At 70.3% G+C, this 21402-nt stretch carries 19 protein-coding genes; 9 read left to right on the top strand and 10 right to left on the bottom strand.

Going from position 1 to position 21402, the window contains the following annotated elements; translation table 11 throughout:
* Nucleotides 1–50: 50 nt before the first annotated feature.
* A complete protein-coding gene (locus F9C11_RS10530; protein ID WP_409184680.1) occupies nucleotides 51–728 on the bottom strand; it encodes an SDR family NAD(P)-dependent oxidoreductase in 678 nt (225 codons plus the stop codon).
* 88 nt (nucleotides 729–816) lie between these two features.
* Between F9C11_RS10530 and F9C11_RS10525 the strand changes: the two genes are divergently transcribed.
* A complete protein-coding gene (locus tag F9C11_RS10525) occupies nucleotides 817–1251 on the top strand; it encodes a MarR family winged helix-turn-helix transcriptional regulator (protein WP_409184679.1) in 435 nt (144 codons plus the stop codon).
* 12 nt (nucleotides 1252–1263) lie between these two features.
* Here the strand turns inward: F9C11_RS10525 and F9C11_RS10520 are convergent, their stop codons facing one another.
* Nucleotides 1264–2751: an MFS transporter gene (locus F9C11_RS10520; RefSeq protein WP_409184678.1), complete on the bottom strand. Its 1488-nt coding sequence runs from the start codon at nucleotides 2749–2751 to the stop codon at nucleotides 1264–1266.
* A gap of 3 nt (nucleotides 2752–2754) precedes the next feature.
* Nucleotides 2755–3504, bottom strand: coding sequence for a GntR family transcriptional regulator (locus F9C11_RS10515; protein WP_009084055.1), 750 nt, complete (start codon nucleotides 3502–3504; stop codon nucleotides 2755–2757).
* A 154-nt stretch (nucleotides 3505–3658) separates the two neighbouring features.
* On the opposite strand from F9C11_RS10515, the gene F9C11_RS10510 reads away from it, so the two are divergent.
* Nucleotides 3659–4702, top strand: coding sequence for an SIS domain-containing protein (locus F9C11_RS10510; RefSeq protein ID WP_409184677.1), 1044 nt, complete (start codon nucleotides 3659–3661; stop codon nucleotides 4700–4702).
* Nucleotides 4699–5661, top strand: coding sequence for an N-acetylglucosamine kinase (locus F9C11_RS10505; RefSeq protein WP_409184676.1), 963 nt, complete (start codon nucleotides 4699–4701; stop codon nucleotides 5659–5661). Before F9C11_RS10510 ends, F9C11_RS10505 begins: the two co-directional genes overlap by 4 nt.
* A 90-nt stretch (nucleotides 5662–5751) precedes the next feature.
* Here F9C11_RS10505 and F9C11_RS10500 read toward each other — a convergent pair whose 3' ends face one another.
* The gene (locus F9C11_RS10500) at nucleotides 5752–6435 is read right to left on the bottom strand and encodes a DUF3159 domain-containing protein (RefSeq protein ID WP_409184675.1); all 684 of its coding nucleotides are present in this window, start codon (nucleotides 6433–6435) and stop codon (nucleotides 5752–5754) included.
* Nucleotides 6436–6711: 276 nt separating this feature from the next.
* Here F9C11_RS10500 and F9C11_RS10495 point away from each other — a divergent pair, with 276 nt between their 5' ends.
* The 6 genes from F9C11_RS10495 (at nucleotide 6712) to F9C11_RS10470 (ending at nucleotide 11216) form a co-directional block, all read left to right on the top strand.
* Nucleotides 6712–7539: an SGNH/GDSL hydrolase family protein gene (locus tag F9C11_RS10495; RefSeq protein ID WP_409184674.1), complete on the top strand. Its 828-nt coding sequence runs from the start codon at nucleotides 6712–6714 to the stop codon at nucleotides 7537–7539.
* 149 nt (nucleotides 7540–7688) lie between these two features.
* Nucleotides 7689–8420 (top strand): OmpA family protein, encoded by a 732-nt coding sequence (locus F9C11_RS10490; protein WP_409184673.1) that lies wholly within the window; start codon nucleotides 7689–7691, stop codon nucleotides 8418–8420.
* A gap of 6 nt (nucleotides 8421–8426) precedes the next feature.
* Entirely contained in the window at nucleotides 8427–8870 is a 444-nt protein-coding gene (locus tag F9C11_RS10485; protein ID WP_409184672.1) for a LapA family protein, read from the top strand.
* Nucleotides 8871–8941: 71 nt separating this feature from the next.
* Nucleotides 8942–9418, top strand: coding sequence for a DUF6932 family protein (locus tag F9C11_RS10480; RefSeq protein ID WP_409184671.1), 477 nt, complete (start codon nucleotides 8942–8944; stop codon nucleotides 9416–9418).
* Complete coding sequence (locus tag F9C11_RS10475) at nucleotides 9415–10299, top strand: hypothetical protein (RefSeq protein WP_067580198.1); 885 nt, start codon at nucleotides 9415–9417, stop codon at nucleotides 10297–10299. The genes F9C11_RS10480 and F9C11_RS10475 overlap by 4 nt, the downstream gene beginning before the upstream one ends.
* Before the next feature lie 245 nt (nucleotides 10300–10544).
* A complete protein-coding gene (locus F9C11_RS10470) occupies nucleotides 10545–11216 on the top strand; it encodes a hypothetical protein (RefSeq protein WP_409184670.1) in 672 nt (223 codons plus the stop codon).
* Between the two features lie 634 nt (nucleotides 11217–11850).
* Here F9C11_RS10470 and F9C11_RS10465 read toward each other — a convergent pair.
* From F9C11_RS10465 to F9C11_RS10440, 6 genes are all read right to left on the bottom strand, one after another.
* Nucleotides 11851–14598, bottom strand: coding sequence for a BTAD domain-containing putative transcriptional regulator (locus F9C11_RS10465; protein ID WP_409184669.1), 2748 nt, complete (start codon nucleotides 14596–14598; stop codon nucleotides 11851–11853).
* A 361-nt stretch (nucleotides 14599–14959) separates the two neighbouring features.
* Nucleotides 14960–15862 (bottom strand): ectoine hydroxylase, encoded by a 903-nt coding sequence (thpD, locus tag F9C11_RS10460; protein ID WP_409184668.1) that lies wholly within the window; start codon nucleotides 15860–15862, stop codon nucleotides 14960–14962.
* A gap of 63 nt (nucleotides 15863–15925) precedes the next feature.
* The gene (locus F9C11_RS10455; protein ID WP_037807993.1) at nucleotides 15926–16318 is read right to left on the bottom strand and encodes an ectoine synthase; all 393 of its coding nucleotides are present in this window, start codon (nucleotides 16316–16318) and stop codon (nucleotides 15926–15928) included.
* A gap of 30 nt (nucleotides 16319–16348) precedes the next feature.
* Nucleotides 16349–17599 carry a diaminobutyrate--2-oxoglutarate transaminase gene (ectB, locus tag F9C11_RS10450; RefSeq protein WP_409184667.1) on the bottom strand — a complete coding sequence of 417 codons (1251 nt, stop codon included), beginning with the start codon at nucleotides 17597–17599 and terminating at the stop codon, nucleotides 16349–16351.
* A gap of 41 nt (nucleotides 17600–17640) precedes the next feature.
* Nucleotides 17641–18135, bottom strand: a complete 495-nt coding sequence (gene ectA, locus F9C11_RS10445) for a diaminobutyrate acetyltransferase (protein WP_409184666.1) — start codon at nucleotides 18133–18135, stop codon at nucleotides 17641–17643.
* A gap of 243 nt (nucleotides 18136–18378) precedes the next feature.
* Nucleotides 18379–21399: a patatin-like protein gene (locus F9C11_RS10440; RefSeq protein WP_409184665.1), complete on the bottom strand. Its 3021-nt coding sequence runs from the start codon at nucleotides 21397–21399 to the stop codon at nucleotides 18379–18381.
* Between the last annotated feature and the right edge of the window lie 3 nt (nucleotides 21400–21402).

Here is a 21402-nt window from a genome sequence, read left to right as displayed (position 1 = left end):
CGGTCCGCGCCGTGGCCGTTTGGCGCGCCCAACGCGACTTGGGAGGCCGCTCACCAGTTGACGGTCTGGCCCTGCCGGTCCAGATAGTGCAGCCCGCCCTTGCCCGCCCACGCCTCGATCGTGTCGGCGACCGCGGGGATGCTCTCGTCGACAGTCAGCCGCGCCCAGGGCCCGCCGAGGTCCGTCTTCACCCAGCCCGGCGCCATGAGCAGCAGCGTGCGCGGATCGTCGGCGTGCCGCGCGGCGAAACTGCGCATGAGCTGGTTCAGCGCGGACTTGCTCGCCCGGTACACCTCGAACCCGCCGTTCGTGTTGTCGGCGACGCTGCCCTGGCCCGACGACATCACGCCGATGGTGCCCGTCTCGGGAACCAGATCCTGCAGAGTCTCGACGACGCGCATCGGGCTCAGCGCGTTGGTCACCATGACGTGGGTGAAGTCCTCGGTGGACACGTCGGCGAGGGTCGCCGAGGGGTCGGTCGTGTAGTTGGTCCCGGCGTTGACGAACAGCAGGTCGAACGCCGATCCGGCCAGCCTTTCGCGCAGCGCCGCGACCTGCTCGGGCGCCGTGATGTCCACGGTCTCCACCGCCGCCCCGACCAGCTCGCGCAGCGCGGACGGCGTGCGCTCGGTCGCGGTGACCTGCCAGCCGCGACCGAGGAACTCGGCGGCCAGCGCGTAACCCAGCCCCCGCGACGCTCCGATGATCAGCGCGCTCTTGCCCTTCATGGCCGCTCCTTAGCTATCAATTGATAGCTAAATCTACGTCGCCGAGCAGATACCTGTCAAACGATAGGTATTCGGCTACGCTGGCCCGGTGAAAGACGACCAGCTCTTCGAGGCAGCCGACCTGATCCTCGCGGTGGCCCGGCACCTCAACGCCGCCAAGGAGGCACACGCCGAGTCGGGGACACCGCTGGAAGGAGCGGTGATGCGATTCGTCGACCGCCACCCAGGCACCACGGTCAACGCCGCGGCCGAGGCCACGCAGATGATCTCCAGCAACGTCAGCAGGGCGGTCCGGGGCCTGGAAACCAAGGGCCTGCTACGCCGGGAAGCCGACCCCGCCGACGCCCGGCGAGTGCGCCTCTACCCCACGGCCAAGGCAGCGGAGAACCTGCAACGACTGCGCGACACCTGGTCCGCCCTGCTCGACGGGACCTTCGCGGATACCGAAGAGATCGGCACCTTGATCACGGCCTTGCAGCGCATCGAGACCCGGCTGGTCGCCCGCTCCCGCGGCACCGCGTAGTCCGCCGAAAGATCAGCGCCGCCCACCCGGATGGACGTGCGTCGGCGGCCCTTCCACCCCGCAATGCAGGCAATCCCCTGGATGCGGCGAATCATCCGTTTCCACCGCGCCGAGCACCCCGTTGTGAATTCCCAACGCGATCAGCCCGCCGACGATCGCCAGCACCGCGCAGATCACCAGCGCGGTCTGCCATCCGGCGGTCAGCGCGGCCGGGTCTCGGTAGGCCGACCCGGTCAGACCCGCCGCGGCGGGCAGCACTGCTACCGCCAGAAGTCCACCCGATCGGGCGATCGCGTTGTTGACCCCGGACGCGACCCCGGCGTACCGGTCCGGCGCGGCGGCCAGCACCGTCGCGGTTACCGGGGCGACCACTGTGGCCAGGCCGAGTCCGAAGACCACCACCGCGGGCAGCACCGATCCAAGGTACGACGACCCTGGGCCCACCCGCGTCAGCAACAACATCCCGATGCCGACCACGATCGGTCCGGCCACCAGTTGCAGCCGGGGGCCGATCCGCTGCGCCAGCGCGCCCGACCGGCCGGAGAGCAGCAGCATGATGACCGTGATCGGCAATCCGGCCAGCCCGGCCAGCGTCGGCGAGTACCCCAGCGACACCTGAAGCTGCAGAACCAGCAACATCATCACGCCGCCGAGCGCCGCGTAGACCACGAACGTCAGCGCGTTCGACAGCGTGAACGTCCGGTCGCGGAACAACGAAGGCGGCACGAGCGGTTCGGCCGCCCGGTGCTGGAGCCAAAGGAACAGCCCCAGCCCGGCGACCCCGACCGCCAAAGCCGCCAGCACCACCGGATCGCCGATCCCGCGCACCGGAGCCTCGACCAGCGCGCCGGTCACCCCGGCCAGCCCGAGCGCGCCGACCGCCGCGGCGACGTAGTCCGGATGCCCGGTCGCCGCGGGATCGCGCGACTCCGGCACGAACCGCCGCGCCATCAGCACGACGACCACCGCGAGCGGCAGGTTGATCAAGAACGCCAGCCGCCACGACCACGCCTGCACCAGCAGTCCGCCGAGCAACGGCCCGACCGCGGCGGCGATCCCGCCGAGCCCGGACCACGAGCCGATCGCCCGCGCCCGGTCCTCGGGCGAGAACGACGACTGCAGGATCGCCAGCGACCCCGGCGTCAGCAACGCCCCGCCGATTCCCTGCAGCACGCGGAACAGCACGAGCAGCTCGGTCGACGTCGCCGCCGCGCACAGCCCGGACGCGAGGCCGAACCACACCACGCCGGCCAGGTACACCCGCCGCCTGCCGTAGCGGTCGCCGAGCGACCCGGCGACCAGGATCAACGCGGCCAGCGCCAGCAGGTAGCCGTCGAGAATCCACTGCAGACCGGCGACCGACGCGCCCAGCTCCTCGCCGATCCTGGGCAGCGCGACGTTCACGATCGTGCCGTCGAGCATCGCCATCCCCGAACCGAGGATGGTCGTCCAGAGCACGCCGCGAGCCGCGGGCGTGCCCCAGCGGATGCCGGCGGGCACGCGTCAGGGAAGCAGCGTGGTGACGAACTTGTACCGGTCGCCGCGATAAACCGCGCGGGCGAACTCGACCGGCTTGCCGTCGGTGGCGAACGAATGCCGGGTCAGCATCATCACCGGCATGCCGACGTCCGCGCCGAGGATCTCCGCTTCCTGCGGACCGGCCAGCGACGTCTCGATGGTCTCCTCCGCGCGCTCCAGCTCGACGCCGTAATGCTCGCGCAGCACCGCGTACAGCGAACCGCCCGCGGTGATGTGCTTGCGCAGCCCGCGGAACCGGCCGAGCGGCAGGTGCGTGGTCTCGAGCGCCATCGGCTGGCCGTCGGCGAGCCGGAGCCGGCGCAGCCGCAGGATCTTCGCGCCGTTGCGCAGCTGCAGCAGCTTCGTCATCTCGCCCTCGACCGGAAGCTCCTCGAGTTCCAGCAGCTGGGACGACGGCTTCAGGCCCTGCTTGCGCATGTCCTCGGTATAAGAGGACAGCTGCAGCCGCTGCGCGAGCTTCGGCTCGGCGGCGAACGTGCCCTTGCCCTGGACGCGGTGCAGTCTGCCCTCGGCGGTGAGATCCGCCAGCGCCTGGCGCACGGTGGTGCGCGAAACGGTGAACTCTCCCGCCAGCGCCCGCTCGGTCGGGATCGGCGATCCCGGCGGCAAAGCGTCGAGCAGGTCCAGCAGATGCTGCTTCAGCGCCCAGTACTTGGGTTCGCGCTGCCCTCGCGCAGCAGTCCCCGCCTCGCTCGCGGGGGGTGTCTCCAGCATGCCCGGCTCCCTCAGTCTTCCCACATTAAACGCGCCACGGCCCCGTGAGGAAACGTACCCTTCTCCCGACCCGCTCCGCCCGGCTAGCATTGGTCTAGACCTGACCGGACGCCGCTCAGCACACCGGGACCCCGTCCCGGCGGAGAGGAAAGTGATGACCCAACTACGTCCCGGCGAGCACATGGCCGCGGAAATCTCGGAGCAGCCCAGCGTTCTGGCCGGGCTGGTCGAGCGGCGGTCCGGCATCGCGGAGGTCGCGGAAAAGATCTCACAGAACCCGCCGCGGTTCGCGCTGCTCGCCGCTCGCGGTTCGAGCGACCACGGCGCGCTGTACGCGAAATACCTGATCGAGGTACTCCTCGGCCTGCCGGCCGGCCTCGTTTCGCCGTCCACCGCGACGCTGTACGGCGCTCGCCCGGACCTGCGCGACGTGCTCTTCATCACGGTCAGCCAGAGCGGCGGTTCGCCCGACCTGATCGAGGTCACCGAGGCCGCGCGGCGGCAGGGCGCGCTGACCGTGTCGGTCACCAACACCCCGGATTCGCCGCTGCGCGCGGCTTCCGAGCTGGGCATCGACATCGGGGCCGGCGTCGAGAAGGCGGTCGCGGCGACCAAGACGTACTCCGCGACGCTGATGGCGCTGTACCTCTTCATCGACGCGATCCGCGGCGGCAAGGGAGAGGACGCCGAGAAGATCGGCGAACTGGCCCAGCAGACGCTCGACGGCGCCGTCGAAGGCGTGCAGCGCGCGGTGGACCGTTATCGCTTTGTCGACCGCGTTCTCACCACCGGCCGCGGCTACTCCTATGCCAGCGCGCTCGAAGCGTCGCTGAAGCTGGCCGAGACGAGCTACCTCGCGGCCCGCGCGTACAGCGGCGCGGACCTGCTGCACGGCCCGGTCGCGGCGGTCGACGGCGAGACCGCCGTGCTCGCCGCCACCAGCCTCGGCCGCGGCGGCGAGGCCATGCGCGAGGTCCTCGAAGCGGTCGGCGAACGCGGCGCGGACGTGCTCGCGGTCGGCTCGGCGGCGAACGACGTGCCCGCCGCGCTGCGCATCCCGGTCGCCCCGACGGTCGAGGAATTGGCTCCAGTACTGGAAATCCTGCCGATCCAGCGGATCGCGCTCGGTCTGTCGCTCGCTCGCGGCGGCAACCCGGACAACCCGCGCGGTCTGCTGAAGGTGACCAAGACCCGGTGAGCCTCGTAGTAGGCGTGGACGCCGGCGGCACGTCGACGCGAGCGATCGCGCTCGACGCCGCCGGCGTCGTCCGCGGCACCGGGGCCGCGGAGGGCGCGAACCCGAATTCGCATCCGCCCGCGGTAGCGGCGGCCCGGATCGCCGGGGCCATCGAGTCCGCAGTGGACGGACGGACCGACGTGCTCGGCGTCGTGGTCGGCATGGCAGGCGAGAGCAAGCTGTCCGATCCGGCGGTCGCCGCGGAGTTCACCGCGGCGTGGGAGCGGATCGGACTCGCCGGCCGGGTCCGCACGACCGGCGACGCCGAGGTGGCCTACGCGTCCGCGACGGCCGAACCGGACGGCACCGTGCTCGTCGCGGGCACCGGCTCGATCGCCGGGCGCATCCGCGGCCGCCGGATGGTCGCCACCGCGGGCGGGCACGGCTGGCTGCTCGGCGACGAGGGCTCCGGATTCTGGCTCGGCCGCGAAGCCGTGCGCGCCACGCTCGCCGCTCTCGAAGGCGACGGGCCGCTCGACGGATTGGCCGAGGCGGTGCTCGCCGAGGCGTTCGGACCGTCCGCAGTGGACCTGTCCGACCGGTTCACGGTCATGTGGGCACTGGTGACGAAGGCGAACGCGGAACCGCCGGTCCGGCTGGCCCGGTACGCGCCGCTGGTGAGCGCCGCGGCGGCGGCCGGCGAGCCCGGCGCGGAGGAAATCGTCGCCCGGGGCGCCCGGCATCTCGTGCGCGTCGCCCGCGCCACGCGCGAGCCGGGAGAAAAAACTCCGATCGTGCTCGTGGGCAGCGTGCTGGCCGAAAACAGCCCGGTCGGGGCTCGCGTGCGGGCCGAATTCGCCGGTCTCACCGTTCTGACCAGCTCCGATGGAGTGCTCGGCGCGGCCTGGCTCGCGGCGGTCGAGGCGTGGGGCGAGGACACCCCGAGACCATCCCGACGGGTGAATGCCACCAAAACTTGAGCGGAAGAGTCGAAACCGTCGACTCAACCCCTCCGGTCCGGGTACCGTAGGAACCGGCCCCCGGACCCTCCCCCCTCGCCGGGGGCCGCCTTAACTTCCGGGTCCGTTTCCGGACTCGCCCGCACCCGGGTCTTTCGCCAGGCGAAGGCCCGGGTGTTCCGCGGGAAGGCTCCGGTAGAGGACCCACCCGCTCACCGCGACGGTCGCGGCCACCAGCGGCCAGGAGAGCACCGTGCGCGCCACTCCGAGCGCCACCACCTGCCCGGTCCACCACAGCAGTCCGTAAACGACCACGCGCAGCAAGTACTGCAGCACCCACACGCCGCTCGCCCACGAATACGCGCGCAGCAGGGCCGGATCGCGCCGCCAGCGGGTCTTCTGCCCGAGGAGCAACCCCACGATCACGCCGAGCAACGGCCAGCGGACCGCGATGCTCGCCGCGAACAGCAGCGCGCTCGCCGCGTTCGAGAACAGCTGCAGGAGGAAGAAGTCCTCGGCCCGGCCGGTGTGCATCGCGATCAGCGCGGCGATCACCACCGCGGCGAGGCTCACCACCACCGCGCGCGCCTTGTCGCCGCGGAACAGCCGGTAGGCGCCCAGCAGCACGGCGACGCCGATCGCGACCCCGGCTCCCCAGGCGATCGACTGGCCGGAAGCGAGCCAGCCGACGACGAACGCGGCCGGCGGGATGCTGGCGTCGATCGCGCCGCGCCGCCCGCCGAGGATCTGCGTGAGCGACTCCCGCGCCGGCCCCTTCGCAGTCTCGTCTGTCACAGCTTCCAGCCTGCCGCAACTCGCGACGGACCCCCAGGCCGGGAGACCTACCCCACATGGCGCCCGGTAAGGGGCCGATCGTGAGGTTCGTCCCGGTGAAAATGCCGTAATAGGGAGGCGCGAACCCCCGACAAGGTAAGAGACTGTGACATCCGGCTGAACCGGTCCTGTCCGGCGGGAAGGATACGGGGATATCCGACTGTTAGTTGGGGTGTACAACTAGGTCCGGGACTTCACGGGGAACAGGCGCGCACCAGCGGGAAAGGGGAACCCAGCGTGTACGGGATCAACAGCTACGTAGCCATCGGGGACAGCTTCACCGAGGGCCTCAACGACCATCGGGGCGACGGGACTTTCCGGGGCTGGGCCGACCGGCTCGCCGAGATCCTGGCCGGCGACGAGCCGGGGTTCCAGTACGCGAACCTGTCGCTGCGCGGCAAGATGCTCGACGAGATCATGGACGAGCAGCTCCCGATCGCCCTCGAGCTGAAGCCCGACCTGGTCACGCTGTGCGCGGGCGGCAACGACGTGATCGTGCCGGGCGCGGACGTCGACGCCATCGCGGAGCGGTTCGAGGCGGGCGTGGCGAAGCTGCGCGAGGCCGGGATCCCGGTGGTGATCTTCAACGGGCCGGACACCAAGACGCTGTCGGTGATGAGCGTGCTGCGCGGCAAGGTCGCGATCTACAACACGCATCTGTGGGCGATCGCGGCCCGGCACGGCGCGAAGATGGTCGACCTGTGGACGATGGAGCCGCTGCACGACCGTCGCGCGTGGAGCGACGACCGGCTGCACTTCACGCCGGACGCGCACCGCCGGATCGCGCTGCACACCGCCGAGGTGCTCGGCGTCCCGGTCACCGAGGACTGGCGCGAGCCGTACCCGCCGAGCACCGAGCCGGCCACCTGGATCACGTCGCGGCGGTCCGACCTCACGTGGACCAAGGTGCACCTGCTGCCGTGGATCCGCCGTCAGCTGCGCGGCGAGTCGATGGGCGACGGGCTGTCGCCGAAGCGCCCGGAGCTGGCTCCGCTCGTCCCGCTCGTGCCGGACGACCCGGCGAGCATCAGCATCGACGTGCGGGGCAACGCGACCGCTTCCTGAACGCTCCTCCATCGAGGAGTGCCGGCGCCGGTGACCGCCGGTGCCGGCACTCCTTCGAGAGCCACCCGAACGGCGGTCCGCACCAGGTCGCCAACCGGACCGGCCCGGCATAGGGTCCTGTTATGTCCGGTGCACGAGGGTGGCTTCGCTTGATCCCCGTCGCGGTCGTGGTCACGGCCCTGCTCGCGGGCCTCGTGACTTGGCTGCAGGGCAGCGGAATCCAGGACGACCTCGCCGCGCGGTCCCGCTCCGCGCTCGACGCGGCCGGTCTGCGCGGCGGCGAGGTGAAGTTCTCCGGACGGCAGGCGACCCTCGAGGGTTTCCCGGCCGAGGAAGCCGGTCGCGCGCTGGGCATCGTGCAGGGTGTCGACGGGGTCGAATCCGCGCAAGCCTCCGGCGGAGCCGGACCGGTGCGGCCCGCGCCCTCGCCCGAACCGTCGACGGCTCCGCCGTCCAGCCCGCCGCCGAGTTCGCCCGCCCCGCCGCCCGCGCCGCCGACCGACCGCGACGGGATCCAGGCCGAACTGGACCGCAGGCTCGCCGCCGCGCCGATCACCTTCGAACCGGACACCGCCCAGCTCACCGACGAGGGCGAGCAGGCCGCGCGCGATCTCGCGCCGCTGCTGCGGGACGCCCCGGACAACTTCCGCTACCGCTTCGTCGGCCGGGTCGCCGACGGTCCGGGCGGGCGCGGTGCGGCGCTGAAGCTCTCCCGCAACCGGGCGCTGGCCGTGATCCGGTTGCTGATCCGCGAGGACGTGCCGCGCGACCGTTTGCTCGCGGTGGCCAGCGCGAGCGGTTCGGGCACTGGTTCGGACAACGGTCCGGACGACGGGGGCGACAGCGACCGGCGGGTCGAGATCACAGTGGAACAGAGGTGATGGCGGATGCTCTGGCTCTTCGGGCAGATCTGGCTGTGGCTGCTGGTCTCGTTCCTGCTCGGGGCGGCGGCCATGTGGCTGTTCACGCGCGTTTCCCGGCCGAAGGCCGAGGCCGAGCCGGAGCCGTACCGGCCCGCGGCAGCGCCCGTCGAGGCCCCGGCCGAGGAGACCCGGCACATCCCGCCGGCGAATCCGTACGAGGACTACGAGGAACCCGCGTACCCGCACTACGAGGACCAGCCGGAGCGCGTCTACAACGACTATCCGGAAGTCGACCCGGACGAGCCGTACCACGAGCGGCATCCGGTGCCCGGTCCCGCCGGGCATCCGCTGCCCGATCCGGAGCCGAGGCTGTCCGGCGAACTGAGCTGGCCCGAGGACGACCAGCGGAGTCCGCACTGGCCGCACGACGACGAACCCGCGCCCCGGCGACCTGGACGCAGTGGCTGACACCCACCTGGTAGATTCGGCTACGCACGGTAAGCGGGCGCCGAGGGCCCCGGACGACGTCAGGAGGTCCGATGGCGCTTCCGCACTGGACGCCACAGAACCTGCTGCCGCCCGGCCGCCATCACGCCGACCTCGCCGACGTCTACGAGCGCCTGGTCTACGACGCGCCGCACCAGAACGAGCGCGAGATCCTCTTCAGCGCGCTCAACAGCTACCTCGGGGTCGCCCAGCGGGTGATCACCTCCGGGAGGGCCTGGCTCGGCGGCGCGTTCGTCACCCGCACGGCGCATCCGCCGCGCGGGCTCGACGTGGTGCTGCTGCCGGACGAATGGGGCGCGCTGAAGCGGCTTGACGACGCCGGCCGCACCGCGCTGTACGGCCTGCTGACCCTGCGCGGCATCATCGTCGGCCAGCCCGCGATGTACCTCGACCAGATCCAGCCGGTAGGCGGCATGCTCGACGGCTTCCTGTGCCGTCCCGGCGACGAGGACGTGTGGGAATCGGTGTGGGCCGAAGGCGGCAGAGGCATCCCGGAGATGGTGTGGTGAGGAACGAGTTCCGGCGGATCGCCGACGAGATCCCCGGCGGCACGTGGCTGGACGACCTCGCGCGCGCCTCGGCGATGGCGGCGAACGCGAAGTTCGAGCGCACCTGCCGCGCGCCGCTGCTGCACGTGTCGGTGATCGGCGAAACGCACATCGACGCCTACACCTTCTCCGACATCAGCCGCGCGCTGCAGGACGCGACGGCGAAGATCGGGCACATCATCCGCAATCCGTCGAACGAGGTCACCTTCGTCCAGCAGGCGGACCGCGACAAGGCCCCGCTGATCCAAAAAGGACAGGCGGGCAACGCGATCTTCTTCGGCTTCCCGGAACCGGCGGTCGACGACGCGCTGATCCACGACGGCATCGAAACGCTGTCCGAGCGCGCGGTGAAGGAACTCTGCGATTTCCTGCCCGCCAACGGTTCCGACGACGGCGCGCTCGACGCGGTGCTGCTGCAGCGCGACACGGTGCGCAACGCGGTCAGCGACGTCGTCAACGCGGTCAGCAAGCACGCCGGCATCGGCATGGCGCTCACGCCGACCGCGGGCGAGCAGGTGACCCGGAGCATGACCACCGAACAGGCCAGGGTGCTGCAGGGCAGCCTGCGCGAGTCCCGCGAGGCGGTCGGCTACGAGACGGTGACCGGACGCCTCGACGGCGTGCGCACCCGGCGGCGGATTTTCTACCTGGAGCGGGAATCGGGCGGAACCATTCAGGGCGCGGTCGCCCCGGATCTGCTCGACCAGATCAAGGAAAACCTCGATCGCCCGGTGACCGCGCGGTTGCGCGTGGTGCGCACGACGACCATCGACGGACGGCGCGGCAGGCCGGTGCACGAACTTCTCGAGATCACTCCGGAAGTCAGTCTTTTCGACCAGTGAATGGCGCGCGGGAGACCGCGGCACCAGGTCAGGACCGCCGCCGGGTAAGCGCGCGGTCGCTGTTCGGAATCGCCGCACCGCTCTTTTTCCGGGCAGTAAATGGCACCGGTCCGCGCAATCCGGCGGGAAATGACCCCGACTGCCCGGACGCGGTAAATGAATGACATTGTCAGTCGATAACGATTATTCCAACTTCGCGGGCATCTGCGTTAGCGTCGTCGCCAACCCACGCGGAAGAGGCACGCATGACGACCGAGCAGCCGTATCCGGCCGCACCCGCACGACACAGCCGGACCACTACTCGCCCTGGTCCGCACCGTCCGCCGCAGCAGGCGCCGTCCCGGAGGCAGGCGAACTGGCCGGGCGGGCTCGCGGTCACGCTCGGACTGGCCGCGGCCGGTGTCGCGTTCCTCCCGGATTGGGGTTTCCTCGCCTGGCCGCTCGCCGGGGTCGGCCTCGCCGCGGGAATTGCGGGAATCGTACTTTCCTCCAAGGGCACAATGCGCGGATTGGGTGTCGCACTCACCGGAACCACGCTTTCCGCACTCGCCGCCCTGCTGTGCGGCGCGATGCTGCTGTACCCGTCGATGTTCGGCACCGCGCGAGCGGGAGAACTGCACATCCCGCCGCAGCCGGGCGAGAAGCATTCGGTCGACTTCGTGGTGACCTCGGCAGGCGGCGCGACCGTCCGCTACGGCACGCTGAACGACCAGCGCACCGCGTCCACCCCGCCGAGCACCGACGACTGGCACGGGCACGCCTCCTACGACGGCGGCAGGCCGGTCCTCTCGCTCACCGCGGACACCGCGAACGCGGGCGTGACCAACCAGATCAGCTGCCAGATCATCGTCGACGGCAAGAAGGTCGCCGAGAGCAGCGGCAGCTCGATCGCGCTCTGCACGTCGAACGTCGAATAGAGCCTGGCGGCCGGCCGGCCTACCCCCATCTCGGCCGGCCAACCGCCACCGAACCGCTCCTGGCGGCTCTCCCAGGTCCGCGCCATACCGCCGCGGTCCCGTCGCCGGCTTCACAGCCTGCCCCTCCCCTAGGGCTCCGCCAGCGTCGCGGCCGACCCTACGCGCGCTGACCGCCGGATGGCTAAGAATCCGCTAAGCGGACGCGATTATTACCACGCAGACCTGCGAAAATACAGCTGAACATTGTACAAGAGCACGGGCCGCCGACTGCCCGCTCACTCCCCGGCGGCCCGGTCTTTGCCCGCCCGGCAACCTCCGCGGGCGGGCCCGGCCGGAGGAGGGCGGCCTCGGTCGTCCGGTCGCATCGCCTTCCGCCGGTCGCCCACCCGCCCACCGCCAGCGGGGCGGGCCCGACCGGAGGACAGTCGTCCGGACGCATCGCTTTGCGCCAGCTGTCCGCCCGCCCACCGCCAGCGGGGCGGGCCCGACCGGAGGACGGTCGTCCGGACACATCGCTTCCCGCCGGCTGTCCACCCGCCCACCGACAGCGGGGCGGGCCCGACCGGAGGACAGTCGTCCGGCCGCATCGCCTTCCGCCGGCTGTCCACCCGCCCACCGCCAGCGGGGGCGGGTGCTACTCCAGCTCCGCCGCTTCCTTCCGCAGCTCCTCGACCTGCCGGGGATTCATCCGCTCGTACAACGCCACCGCCCGCCGGTACTCCTCCCGTGCGGGCTCCAGTCGTTCCTGGCCGCGCAGGATCCGTGCCAGCGTCACTCGCAGGATGCCCTCCTGCAGTTCGAACTGCCGCGCCACCGCGAGAGCCACCGCCTCCCTCGCGTAGCGTTCGGCGGCTTCCAGGTCTCCGATGCCCAGATGCAGTTCCGCGAGGTTGTTCAGCGACACCACGGCATAGCTGTCGTCGCCGAGCTGGCGGTCTATTTCCAGCGACGCCAGCTGATGCGTGATCGCCTCGGCCGGACGGCCGGCTCGTTTTTCCGTCTCGGCGCAGTTGTTGAGCGCTTGGCCACGCAGTTCGAGATCGCCGGTGCGTTCGGTTTCCTCGACGGCCTCCAGCAGCCGTTCGATCGCCTCCGAATAGCGGCCGAGCAGGGTCAGCACGCTGCCCAGGTGGATCTTGGCGACGATGAGCGAGCGGCCGTCGAGCCGGGTGGCCAGGCCGACCGCGCGTTCGGCGTCGGCGATGCTGCCCGGCGACAGCTCGAAGGTGAGCGCGATGGCGCACCGGGAGATCAGCATCCAGCACTGGCCGAGCGGTTCGTTCGCGGCCTCGGCGGCGGCGAGGCCCAAGTCGACCAGCCGGATCCATTCCTCGTACAGCGGGCAGACGACCCGGTAGGTGTGCGCGACGCGGGCGAGCCGCCAGACGTCGGCATAGCGGCCGTCGGCGTGGGCGGCGTCCAGTACAGCCAGCAGGTTCGGCCATTCCGCGGCGAACCAGTCCTGGGCCTGGGCGAAGGTCTCCAGCGGCGGCAGTGCCTCCGGCGGCACCAGGCCGGTGAGGTCGAGCGGGTCGACGATGCGCAACATCTTCCGCCGCGCGGTGTCCGAGGCGGCCTGGTGGTAGCGGATCGCCCGGTCGAGCACCGCCGCGCGTTCCGCCGGGTCCAGTTCGGTTTCCGCCAGCTCCCGCAGGTACAGCCGGACCAGGTCGTGCGGGGCGAAGGCGTCGCGCGAGGTCTCGGCGATCAGGTTGTGCGCGGCCAGCGTGCGGAGTTCGCGCCGGGCCTGCTCCACCGGGATCTCCGCGATGGCCGCCGTGAGATGCGGACCGGTGTGCCGGGCGGGCACCGCGCCGAGCCGCAGCAGCGTCCGGGCCAGTCCGTCCGGCAGGCCGCGGAACGAGACGTCGAACGCGGCCCGCACGCCGTCGTCGGCCCCGGTGACGTCGAGCCCGGCCAGCCGGGTGCGTTCGTTTCCCAGCTCCCCGACGAGGTCCTTGAGTGTCCACTGTGGACTCGCGGCGAGCCGGGCCCCGGCGATCCGCAGCGCGAGCGGCAGGTAGCCGCACAGCCGGGCCAGCGCGTGATTGAGGTCGAAGTCCGCCGGCCCGGCCAGTTCCTCGATCACGCTCACCGCCGCCTCCGGCGCGAGCGTGCCGAGCACGCGCAGCTTCGCCGCGTGCGACACCGCCAGCGCCTCCAGCCGCGAACGGCTCGTCACCACCGTCATCGACCGTGCACCCGGAGGGAGCAACGGACGCACCTGTTCGGCCGAACGCGCGTCGTCGAGCAGCACGAGCATCCGCCGCCCGGCGATCAGCGACCGGTACAACGCCACGCGTTCGTGCACGTGCTCCGGCACTTCGTCCGCGGGCACGCCCAGTCCGAGCAGGAACTGCGACAGCAGATCCCCCGGCTCCAGCGGCGGGTGATGCGGGTCGAACCCTTGCAGCGCCGCGTACAGCACCCCGTCCGGGAACAGCCGGGCCGCGCGGTGCGCCCACCAGATGACCAGCGCGCTCTTGCCGACCCCGGCGGTGCCGGACACGATCACCGTGCTGTCGCCGCGTTCCGCGAGCCCGTTGAGCCATTCCACCTCCGCCTCGCGCCCGGCCAGCGTCGGCAGCGCGGGCGGCAGCTGAGACGGCGCGACGGCGTGCTCCGGCACCGCGCTCTCGTGCTCGGCGAGATCGTCGTTGAGCACCCGCTCGTGCAGCGAACGCAGATCGGCTCCGGGTTCGACGCCGAGCGAACCGAGCGTGGCCCGCGAGACGGTGCGGTACAGCTCGAGCGCTTCCCCGCGCCGCCCCGCGTGGTAGAGCGCGCGCATCAGCTGCCCGGCGATGCGTTCGGCGAGCGGGTCCGCGCGGACGATCGGGCTCAGCTCCACGATCAGCTCGTCGTACCGGCCGAGATCGAGGTCCGCGTTGATCCGGGCGTAGCGGATCGCGCGCCGCAGCTCGTCCAATTCGGGCGCCCGTACCGAATCGGGCACGCCGGACAGCGTCGGCCCCTGCCACAGCGCGAGCGCCTCGGCGAGCAGCTTCGAGGCGTTCTCCGGCGTTTCCAGCGCGGCCTGCTCCAGCAGCGCCCGCGCCCGATGCGCGTCGATCCGCTCCGGCGCGAGGGAAAGCTGGTACCCCGGCGGACGGGTGCTGATCTCGGCGACCGGATCGGCCATTTCCCGCAGCAGCCTGCGCAGCTGCGACACGTTGCCGTGCACGATGGTGCGGGCGGTGGCGGGCGGATCGTGGCCCCACAGCGCGTCGATGATCTCCTCGAGCGGCACCACCTTGCCCACGCGCAGCGCGAGCAGCGCCAGCAGCCCCCGCACCCCGGGACCGCCGACCGGTACCGCACGGCTGCCGTTGAGCAGCCGCACCGGGCCGAGCAGTTCGACCCGCGCGCCGCCATCGGCCATGCTCGCGCGCACCTCCCAGGCTCACCCCCAGCCAGACAGGTCAACTTACCGTCAGCGGCAGCCGGCAGAAACCGCTCTTTCGTGAATTCCGCCCCTGAACAGACGAGTCCGGCCCCGCACCATCAGTCCCGATCTGATGGTGCGGGGCCGGACTCTATGATCGTCGGCCGGGCCGCCAGGGGGCGCGGTCCACCCGTGCATCGCGGCCGTCCGCCCGCGGTTCGGGGGGCTCACCCCGAGCAAGAACCCGGACCGCCGCGGACAACCTTGCCCTCGCAGCCGAACCGCGAGGTGGCGATAACGTAACAGGGCGCACATTCTCCGTTACGAGCGACCCGCCGGTTGGCGAAGGTGTCCCTGGTCACCGCGTGATCGGCGTGGAGTCGCGGCCCGCGATGAACGACGGCCGCGGCTCGCTCGCGGCGAACGGCCGCTGCAACGCGTTCTCCACGCTGTTGAACACCAGGAAGATGTTCGAGCGCGGATACGGCGTGATGTTGTTCGACGAGCCGTGCATGATGTTCGAGTCGAACCACAGTGCCGAACCGGCCGAACCGGTGAACTGCTCGATGCCGTGGTCGGCGGCGAGCTTGGTGATGTCGTCCGGCGACGGCACGCCCACCCGCTGGTCCTTGAGCGAGCTCTTGTAGTTGGCCTCCGGGGTCTCGCCGACGCACTGCACGAACGTGCGCTGCGAACCCGGCATGACCATGAGCCCGCCGTTGTAGGGATAGTTGTCGGTGAGCGCGATCGAGCAGCTCACCGCGCGCGGCGACGGCATGCCGTCCTCCGCGTGCCAGGTCTCGAAATCGGAATGCCAGTAGAAACCGGTGCCCTTGAAGCCCGGCATGTAGTTGATCCGGCTCTGGTGGATGTAGACGTCGGAGCCGAGGATCTGCCGCGCCCAGTCGAGCACGCGGGGATCGCGCACCAGCTCGGCGATCAGGCCGGAGATCTCGTGCACGTCGAAGATCGACCGGACCTCGCCGGTCCGGGCCTCGGTGATCACGCGCTCGTCGTCGCGCAGCTTCTCGTCCGAGGACAGCCGCACGACCTCCTGCCAGTACGTCTGGACTTCACCGGGCGAGAGCAGCCCCTCGACGACCGTGTAGCCCTTGGCGTCGTGGTTCGCCAGGGTCGCGGCGTCGATCGGGCCGTCAGCCTCGGTACCCCACACGGTGGGGTGCACGCGCGGAAGATGATCCGGCGTACCGGTGATCCGGGTCGGGTAACCGTCTTCGACCCGGGTGTCCATGATCGTCACAGTGGCTCGCCTCCAGTTCTTCTGGCGTTTCTTCTTTCTTGCGGTGGTGGGAGTGGCTCAGCGTCAGGAGTCTTCGGTGACGAGCGGGTAGACCCCGTTCTCGTCGTGCACCTCGCGGCCGGTGACCGGCGGGTTGAACACGCACACGCACTTGATCTCGGTCTTCGGCCGGACCTGGTGCTTGTCGTGGTCGTTCAGCAGGTACAGCGTGCCCGGCTTGAGCTGGTGCACCTCACCGGTGGCGAGGTCCTCGATCTCTCCCTCTCCGGAGGTGATGAAGACGGCCTCGATGTGGTTGGCGTACCAGAAGTCGTTCACCGTGCCCGCGTACAGCGTCGTCTCGTGCACCGAGAAACCGACGCCCTCCTTCGCGAGGATGATGCGCTTGCTGCGCCAGTTCGGGGTCTTGATGTCAGCGTCGGTGTCGGTGATCTCGTCGAGCGTGCGGACCAGCAAGTGAAGGGCTCCTTCTTGTGCTTCGGGTGGTTACTTGAGAACGGCGGCGACGGATTCGGAAATGATCGAAAGGCCCTCGCTCAGTTCCTCGTCGGTGAGGGTAAGCGGCGGAAGCAGCTTCATCACCTCGCCGTCCGGGCCGGAGGTCTCCATCAGCAGGCCGCGTTCGAAGGCCGCCTTGCAGACCGCGCCGGCCAGCTCGCCGTTGGCGAATTCGAGGCCGCGCGCCAGACCGCGGCCCTTCGCGGCGAGATTCGCCTCCGGGTAGCTCTCCACGAGGTCCTTGAAGGTGCTCGCGATGCGCTCGCCCTTGGCCTTGGTCGACTTCTCCAGCTCGTCGTCGCTCCAGTAGACGCGCAGCGCCTCGGTCGCGGTGACGAACGCCGGGCTGATGCCGCGGAAGGTGCCGTTGTGCTCGCCCGGCTCCCAGACGTCCAGCTCCGGTTTGATCAGCGTGAGCGCCATCGGCAGGCCGTATCCGCCGATCGACTTCGACAGGCACACGATGTCCGGCGAGATGCCGGCGTCCTCGAAGCTGAAGAACGGGCCGGTGCGGCCGCAGCCCATCTGCACGTCGTCGAGGATGAGCAGGATGCCGTGCCGCTTGCACAGGTCGTCGAGGCCCTTGAGCCATTCCAGGCGCGCGGCGTTGATGCCGCCCTCGCCCTGCACGCCCTCCACGATCACCGCGGCGGGCTCGTTCAGGCCGCTGCCGGAGTCTTCGAGCAGCTTCTCGAAGTACATGAAGTCCGGCATCGCGCCGTCGAAGTACTTGTCGTAGGGCATCGGCGTGGCGTGCACCAGCGGGATGCCCGCGGCGCCGCGCTTCATCGAGTTGCCGGTGACCGACAGCGCGCCGAGCGTCATGCCGTGGAACGCGTTGGTGAAGTTGATGACCGATTCCTTGCCGGTCACCTTGCGCGCCAGCTTCAGCGCGGCCTCCACGGCGTTCGCGCCGCCGGGGCCGGGGAAGACGATCTTGTAGTCCAGCTCGCGCGGCGCGAGGATCTTCTCCCGGAAGGTCTCCAGGAAGTCCCGCTTCGCGACGGTGTACATGTCGAGCGCGTGCGTGACGCCGTCGCGCTGGAGGTAATCGATCAGCGCCTTCTTCAGGTGCGGGTTGTTGTGCCCGTAGTTCAGCGCGCCGGCGCCGGCGAAGAAGTCGAGGTACGGCTTGCCGTCCTCGCTGTAGAGCCTGCTGCCCTGCGCCCGGTCGAAGACGACCGGCCACCCCCGGCTGTAGCTGCGGACTTCTGATTCGAGCTCTTCGAAGATGCTCATGACGATTTCTTTCGCTCCTACTCGGCGAAATTGACGGGTTATTAGCGGCGCAACGGACCGATGCGGTAAACGTCCTCGGGTTCGTGCGCCTCCCCCTGCGGAAAATCAGCGACTTCGAACAACCGGCGGTGTTCCAGATCCGCGTCCCAGCGCTTCGCGAACGACTCGAAGAGCCGGATCGACGCCTGGTTGTCCGGAGTGATCGTGGTTTCCAGGTACCGCACGCCCTCGCCGACCAGACGCGTGTACAGACTGTCCAGCAACTGTCCGGCCAGGCCTTTTCCGCGTTGCGACGCGTCGACCGCGACCTGCCACACGAACGCCACGTCCGGCGCGGCCGGCCTTCGGTAAGCGATCACGAATCCGACTGGCGCACCGTCAACACGGGCGACGACCGAGGTGTCCGCGAAATCCTGGCACCACAACAGGTACGCGTACGGCGAGTTCAGATCCAGCTTCTGCGAATCGCGCGCGATTCGCCAGAGAGCGGCACCATCGGCCTTGGTCGGGGATTCGATCAAGTGCTTTCCGGACATACTTTGGAAACGTAACAGAGAATTTTCCCGCCGCCAGCGATCCATGCCACGCCCACCGCCCTCACCAGGGACGACGGGGATACCCCGGTGAGGAGTGCCACAAACATGTTTAACGAGCGGAAGTTCTGGGCACACGGGCCCCTTGGCCGCACACCCTCGGTATGCGGCCCGTGTCCCCAGACGATGGGCCTTCCGGGCCGCTACCGCAACTCCAGCGCCGAAAAACCCCGGTTTACCTGGGGGTCAGCGTAGCCTGCCCGGACGCGCCCCCCGCCGCTTCCTCCGGCCGCGCCGGCCGAGCCCGGACAGCGGCGTCCAGACCGCGGGCAGCAGGAGCAGCGCGACGACAGCGAGCCACCACAGCGGAGCCTCCCCGCGCCGCCAACCGTCCACAACGGTGCCGAGCCAGCCGAACAACGGCTGCGCGAGAGGCGGCAGGAAAGCCGCGAACAGCAACGCCGCTACCACCAGCACGCCCAGCACGGTGAGCACCATTCGCCACGTGCGCCTCAACGTCAGCAGGCTCACCACGAGGAACACGAGCGCACCGGCCGCCACGGGCAGGCCGAGCCACTGCAGGACGGAGCCGCCCTCGCCGCTGAGCACGAACCCGGCGATCGCGGTGACGGCGGCGGCGAGCAGGTTCCAGGGGCGGCCCAGCCGCGTCGCGCCTTGCGTGACCCACCACGAACTGCGGCTGCTGAGCTGGGCGAATTTCGCCAGCGGCTGGAGGGTTTTCGGGACCCGGGTGGCGGTGGACGCGGCATTGAGCCCGGCGGCCCCGGCTTTGACAATGGTTTTGGCGAGCAGCGTACTGCCGAGTTCGCCTTCGAATCGTTCCGCGGAAACCTGGCAGGCTTGGAAAGCACGCTGCGCCGGGTCCGGCCGGCCGGCGTTTTCCGGCGAGGCAGCCGCTTTCTTTTGGTCGAGCGGCCGGGAAAGCATCAGCTTCCGGAAGCTTTCCGACGCTTTTCCGTTGCCCTCCTTCGCATCCGCCTCGGCCTGCCGCGCGAGCACCGGCAGTTCCTCCCGCGCGATGTCCAGCTGCCGCGACCTGGCCAGCACCATCGACGTCACCGGAAGACTGGTCGGCACCTCCTTCCCGAAGCCGACCGGCGACAGATTCGCGTCCAGGCCGAGGAAAGCCAGCTCGTCGCCCAGCTGCGCGAGCAACCCGGGCAGGTCCGAGGGCATCCCGTTGTCCGCCGGCGAGGGCGGCTGCCAGCCGATCTCGAGGAACGTCGTCCTCACCTGCTCCCGGAATTCCTCCGGGCCCACGATGTCGCGCAGCACCCGCAGGCGCTTCGGGTCGAGCAGACACTGCGTCAGCCAGCCCGCGCCGTCGATCCGGCCCCACATCCAGTCGTTCGCCCGCCAGGACGCTTTGTAGAACGCGCCGAAGTTGTTCGCCTGCGTGCCGGTCAGCTTGTCCCGGCCGCGGGGGCGCGCGAGGTCGAGCAGGGTGCGGCTGTCCGCGCTCAGCTGCACCAGGTCCACCCGCTGGTCGACCGCCGGAGCTTCGGCCAGCAGCCCGCGCGTTGCCATGTGCAGCAACAGGAAGCGCGCCATGACGAAGCCGTCCGCGACGTCCGCGTTGTCCAGGCCGAACCAGTCCAACAGCGTCGTCACGGTTTCGGCGGCGTCTTCGGACCACTGGTTTTCCTTGCCCGACAACGCTTGCAGCACCGGAGCCGCCGACCGCAGCGCGCCGGTCAGCTCCGGCCACGCCTCGCGGACCGCGTCCGACGCCCCGAGATCCGCCCATTCGGCGGCGAGCTGACCGATCCAATCCGGCATCGCGGTGTCTGGCGGCGGCGGTTCGTGCCGCGCCACCCACGCGGACAGCCGTACGTCGCGAGCCGCTTTCCGGCGGGCGGCGTGCAGCTTCGCGCGGGCCTCGTTGAGCTGGGCCGCCTGCTCGAGATCCGGGCCCATCCGGAAACCCGCGTTGATCAGCTGGATGCCGGTGGCGACCGCGTCCTCCAGCGTCGAGGTGCGGTAGCGGACCATCTCAGCGACCGGCACCGACTCGCCGGGCAGCGTGGTCGGGATCCCGTGCCGCAGTCCGTCCGCGGCGATATCCCGCAGCAGAGCCGCGTTCCCGGCCGCCCACCCACTGTCCTCATCGGACAGTTCGTAGCGGCGGGTGGCTGCCCGCACCAGGTCGGCCGCGTCGAGCGCGACCCGGCGGTCGAGGTACGCCCGGTGCACCCGGTCGTCCACCAGCTGTCCGCCGCGCAGGCCGAGCGACGCGAGCGCGACGCGCGTGTCCCGGGTGCGCGTGACGGCGGCGTTGTGCTGGTTCAATTCCTCCAGTTCGACGCTGATCGTCTGGCTCATGATGGTCGAGGCGACCTTCGCCAGCGCGGTGCCGAGCATCGGCGGCTTAGCCGGGTCGCACGTCATCGGCTTGGCTTCGCCGTCGACAGTCGGGACGACGTACAACAGCAGCCGCCGCACATCCGTCGACGACGAGCGCTCGAAAATCTCCCGCAGCGCCGGCCGCAGCGGCTTGTTCACCAGCACGCCGCCGTCGGCGAGCCAATGCGAACGCACCAGCTCCGTGTAGTCGGTCATGTCCGGATGCAGCCGGTCCGCGGCTTCGGGACCGATCGGCATCCGCGACAGCTCGAAGGCTCCGGGGAAGGACGCGCTCGACCGCGCGGCGAGCGCGAGCGGGGCGTGCACCTGGTTATTCCACAATGGACCGTGGAAGCGGAACAGCATGCGATGTTCGGTGTCCCGCACGCGGTTTCCGAGCGCGTCGTCGTACTGCGTGGTCTCGCCGTCGAGCATGGTTCCGGTGAGCAGCACCGTCACGTCCGGCGGCTCGGCGGGCACGACACCGGACCCGGTGATGTCGTGCATCGCCTGGACCAGACCGTTCAGCAGCACCTTGTCGCCGTTCAGCACCGAACGCGGCCGCGTCTCGCCGGGATCGCGGATCAGGTTCTCCAGCGACCCGGCGGAGAACCAGGTGTCGCGCAATACCGCGGGCGTCGACCGATAGGCCTCCGCCAAACCGAGGCACGCGGCGTTGATGCCGCCCGCGCTCGTGCCGGTGAGCACGTCGAGGCGCACCGAAGCGTGCAAAAGGTCGAGAAGTTTCCGGTAGCCGTTACTTTCCTCCGGCGTGCGCGAAGCGTGCAGCAACGCCGACGTCTCGGTAGCGACTCCCCCCATCCACACTGCCAGGCTGGATCCCCCCACCATGGCCATCGCGATCCGGATTTCCTGCGGCCACGGCACCGCCGTATCACCCATGGG

The organism is Amycolatopsis sp. VS8301801F10, assembly GCF_046195355.1.
In the GTDB taxonomy this organism is placed as follows: Bacteria; Actinomycetota; Actinomycetes; order Mycobacteriales; family Pseudonocardiaceae; genus Amycolatopsis.
Note: the sequence above shows the minus strand (reverse complement) of the source record. Positions and strands in the feature narration are given on the sequence as shown.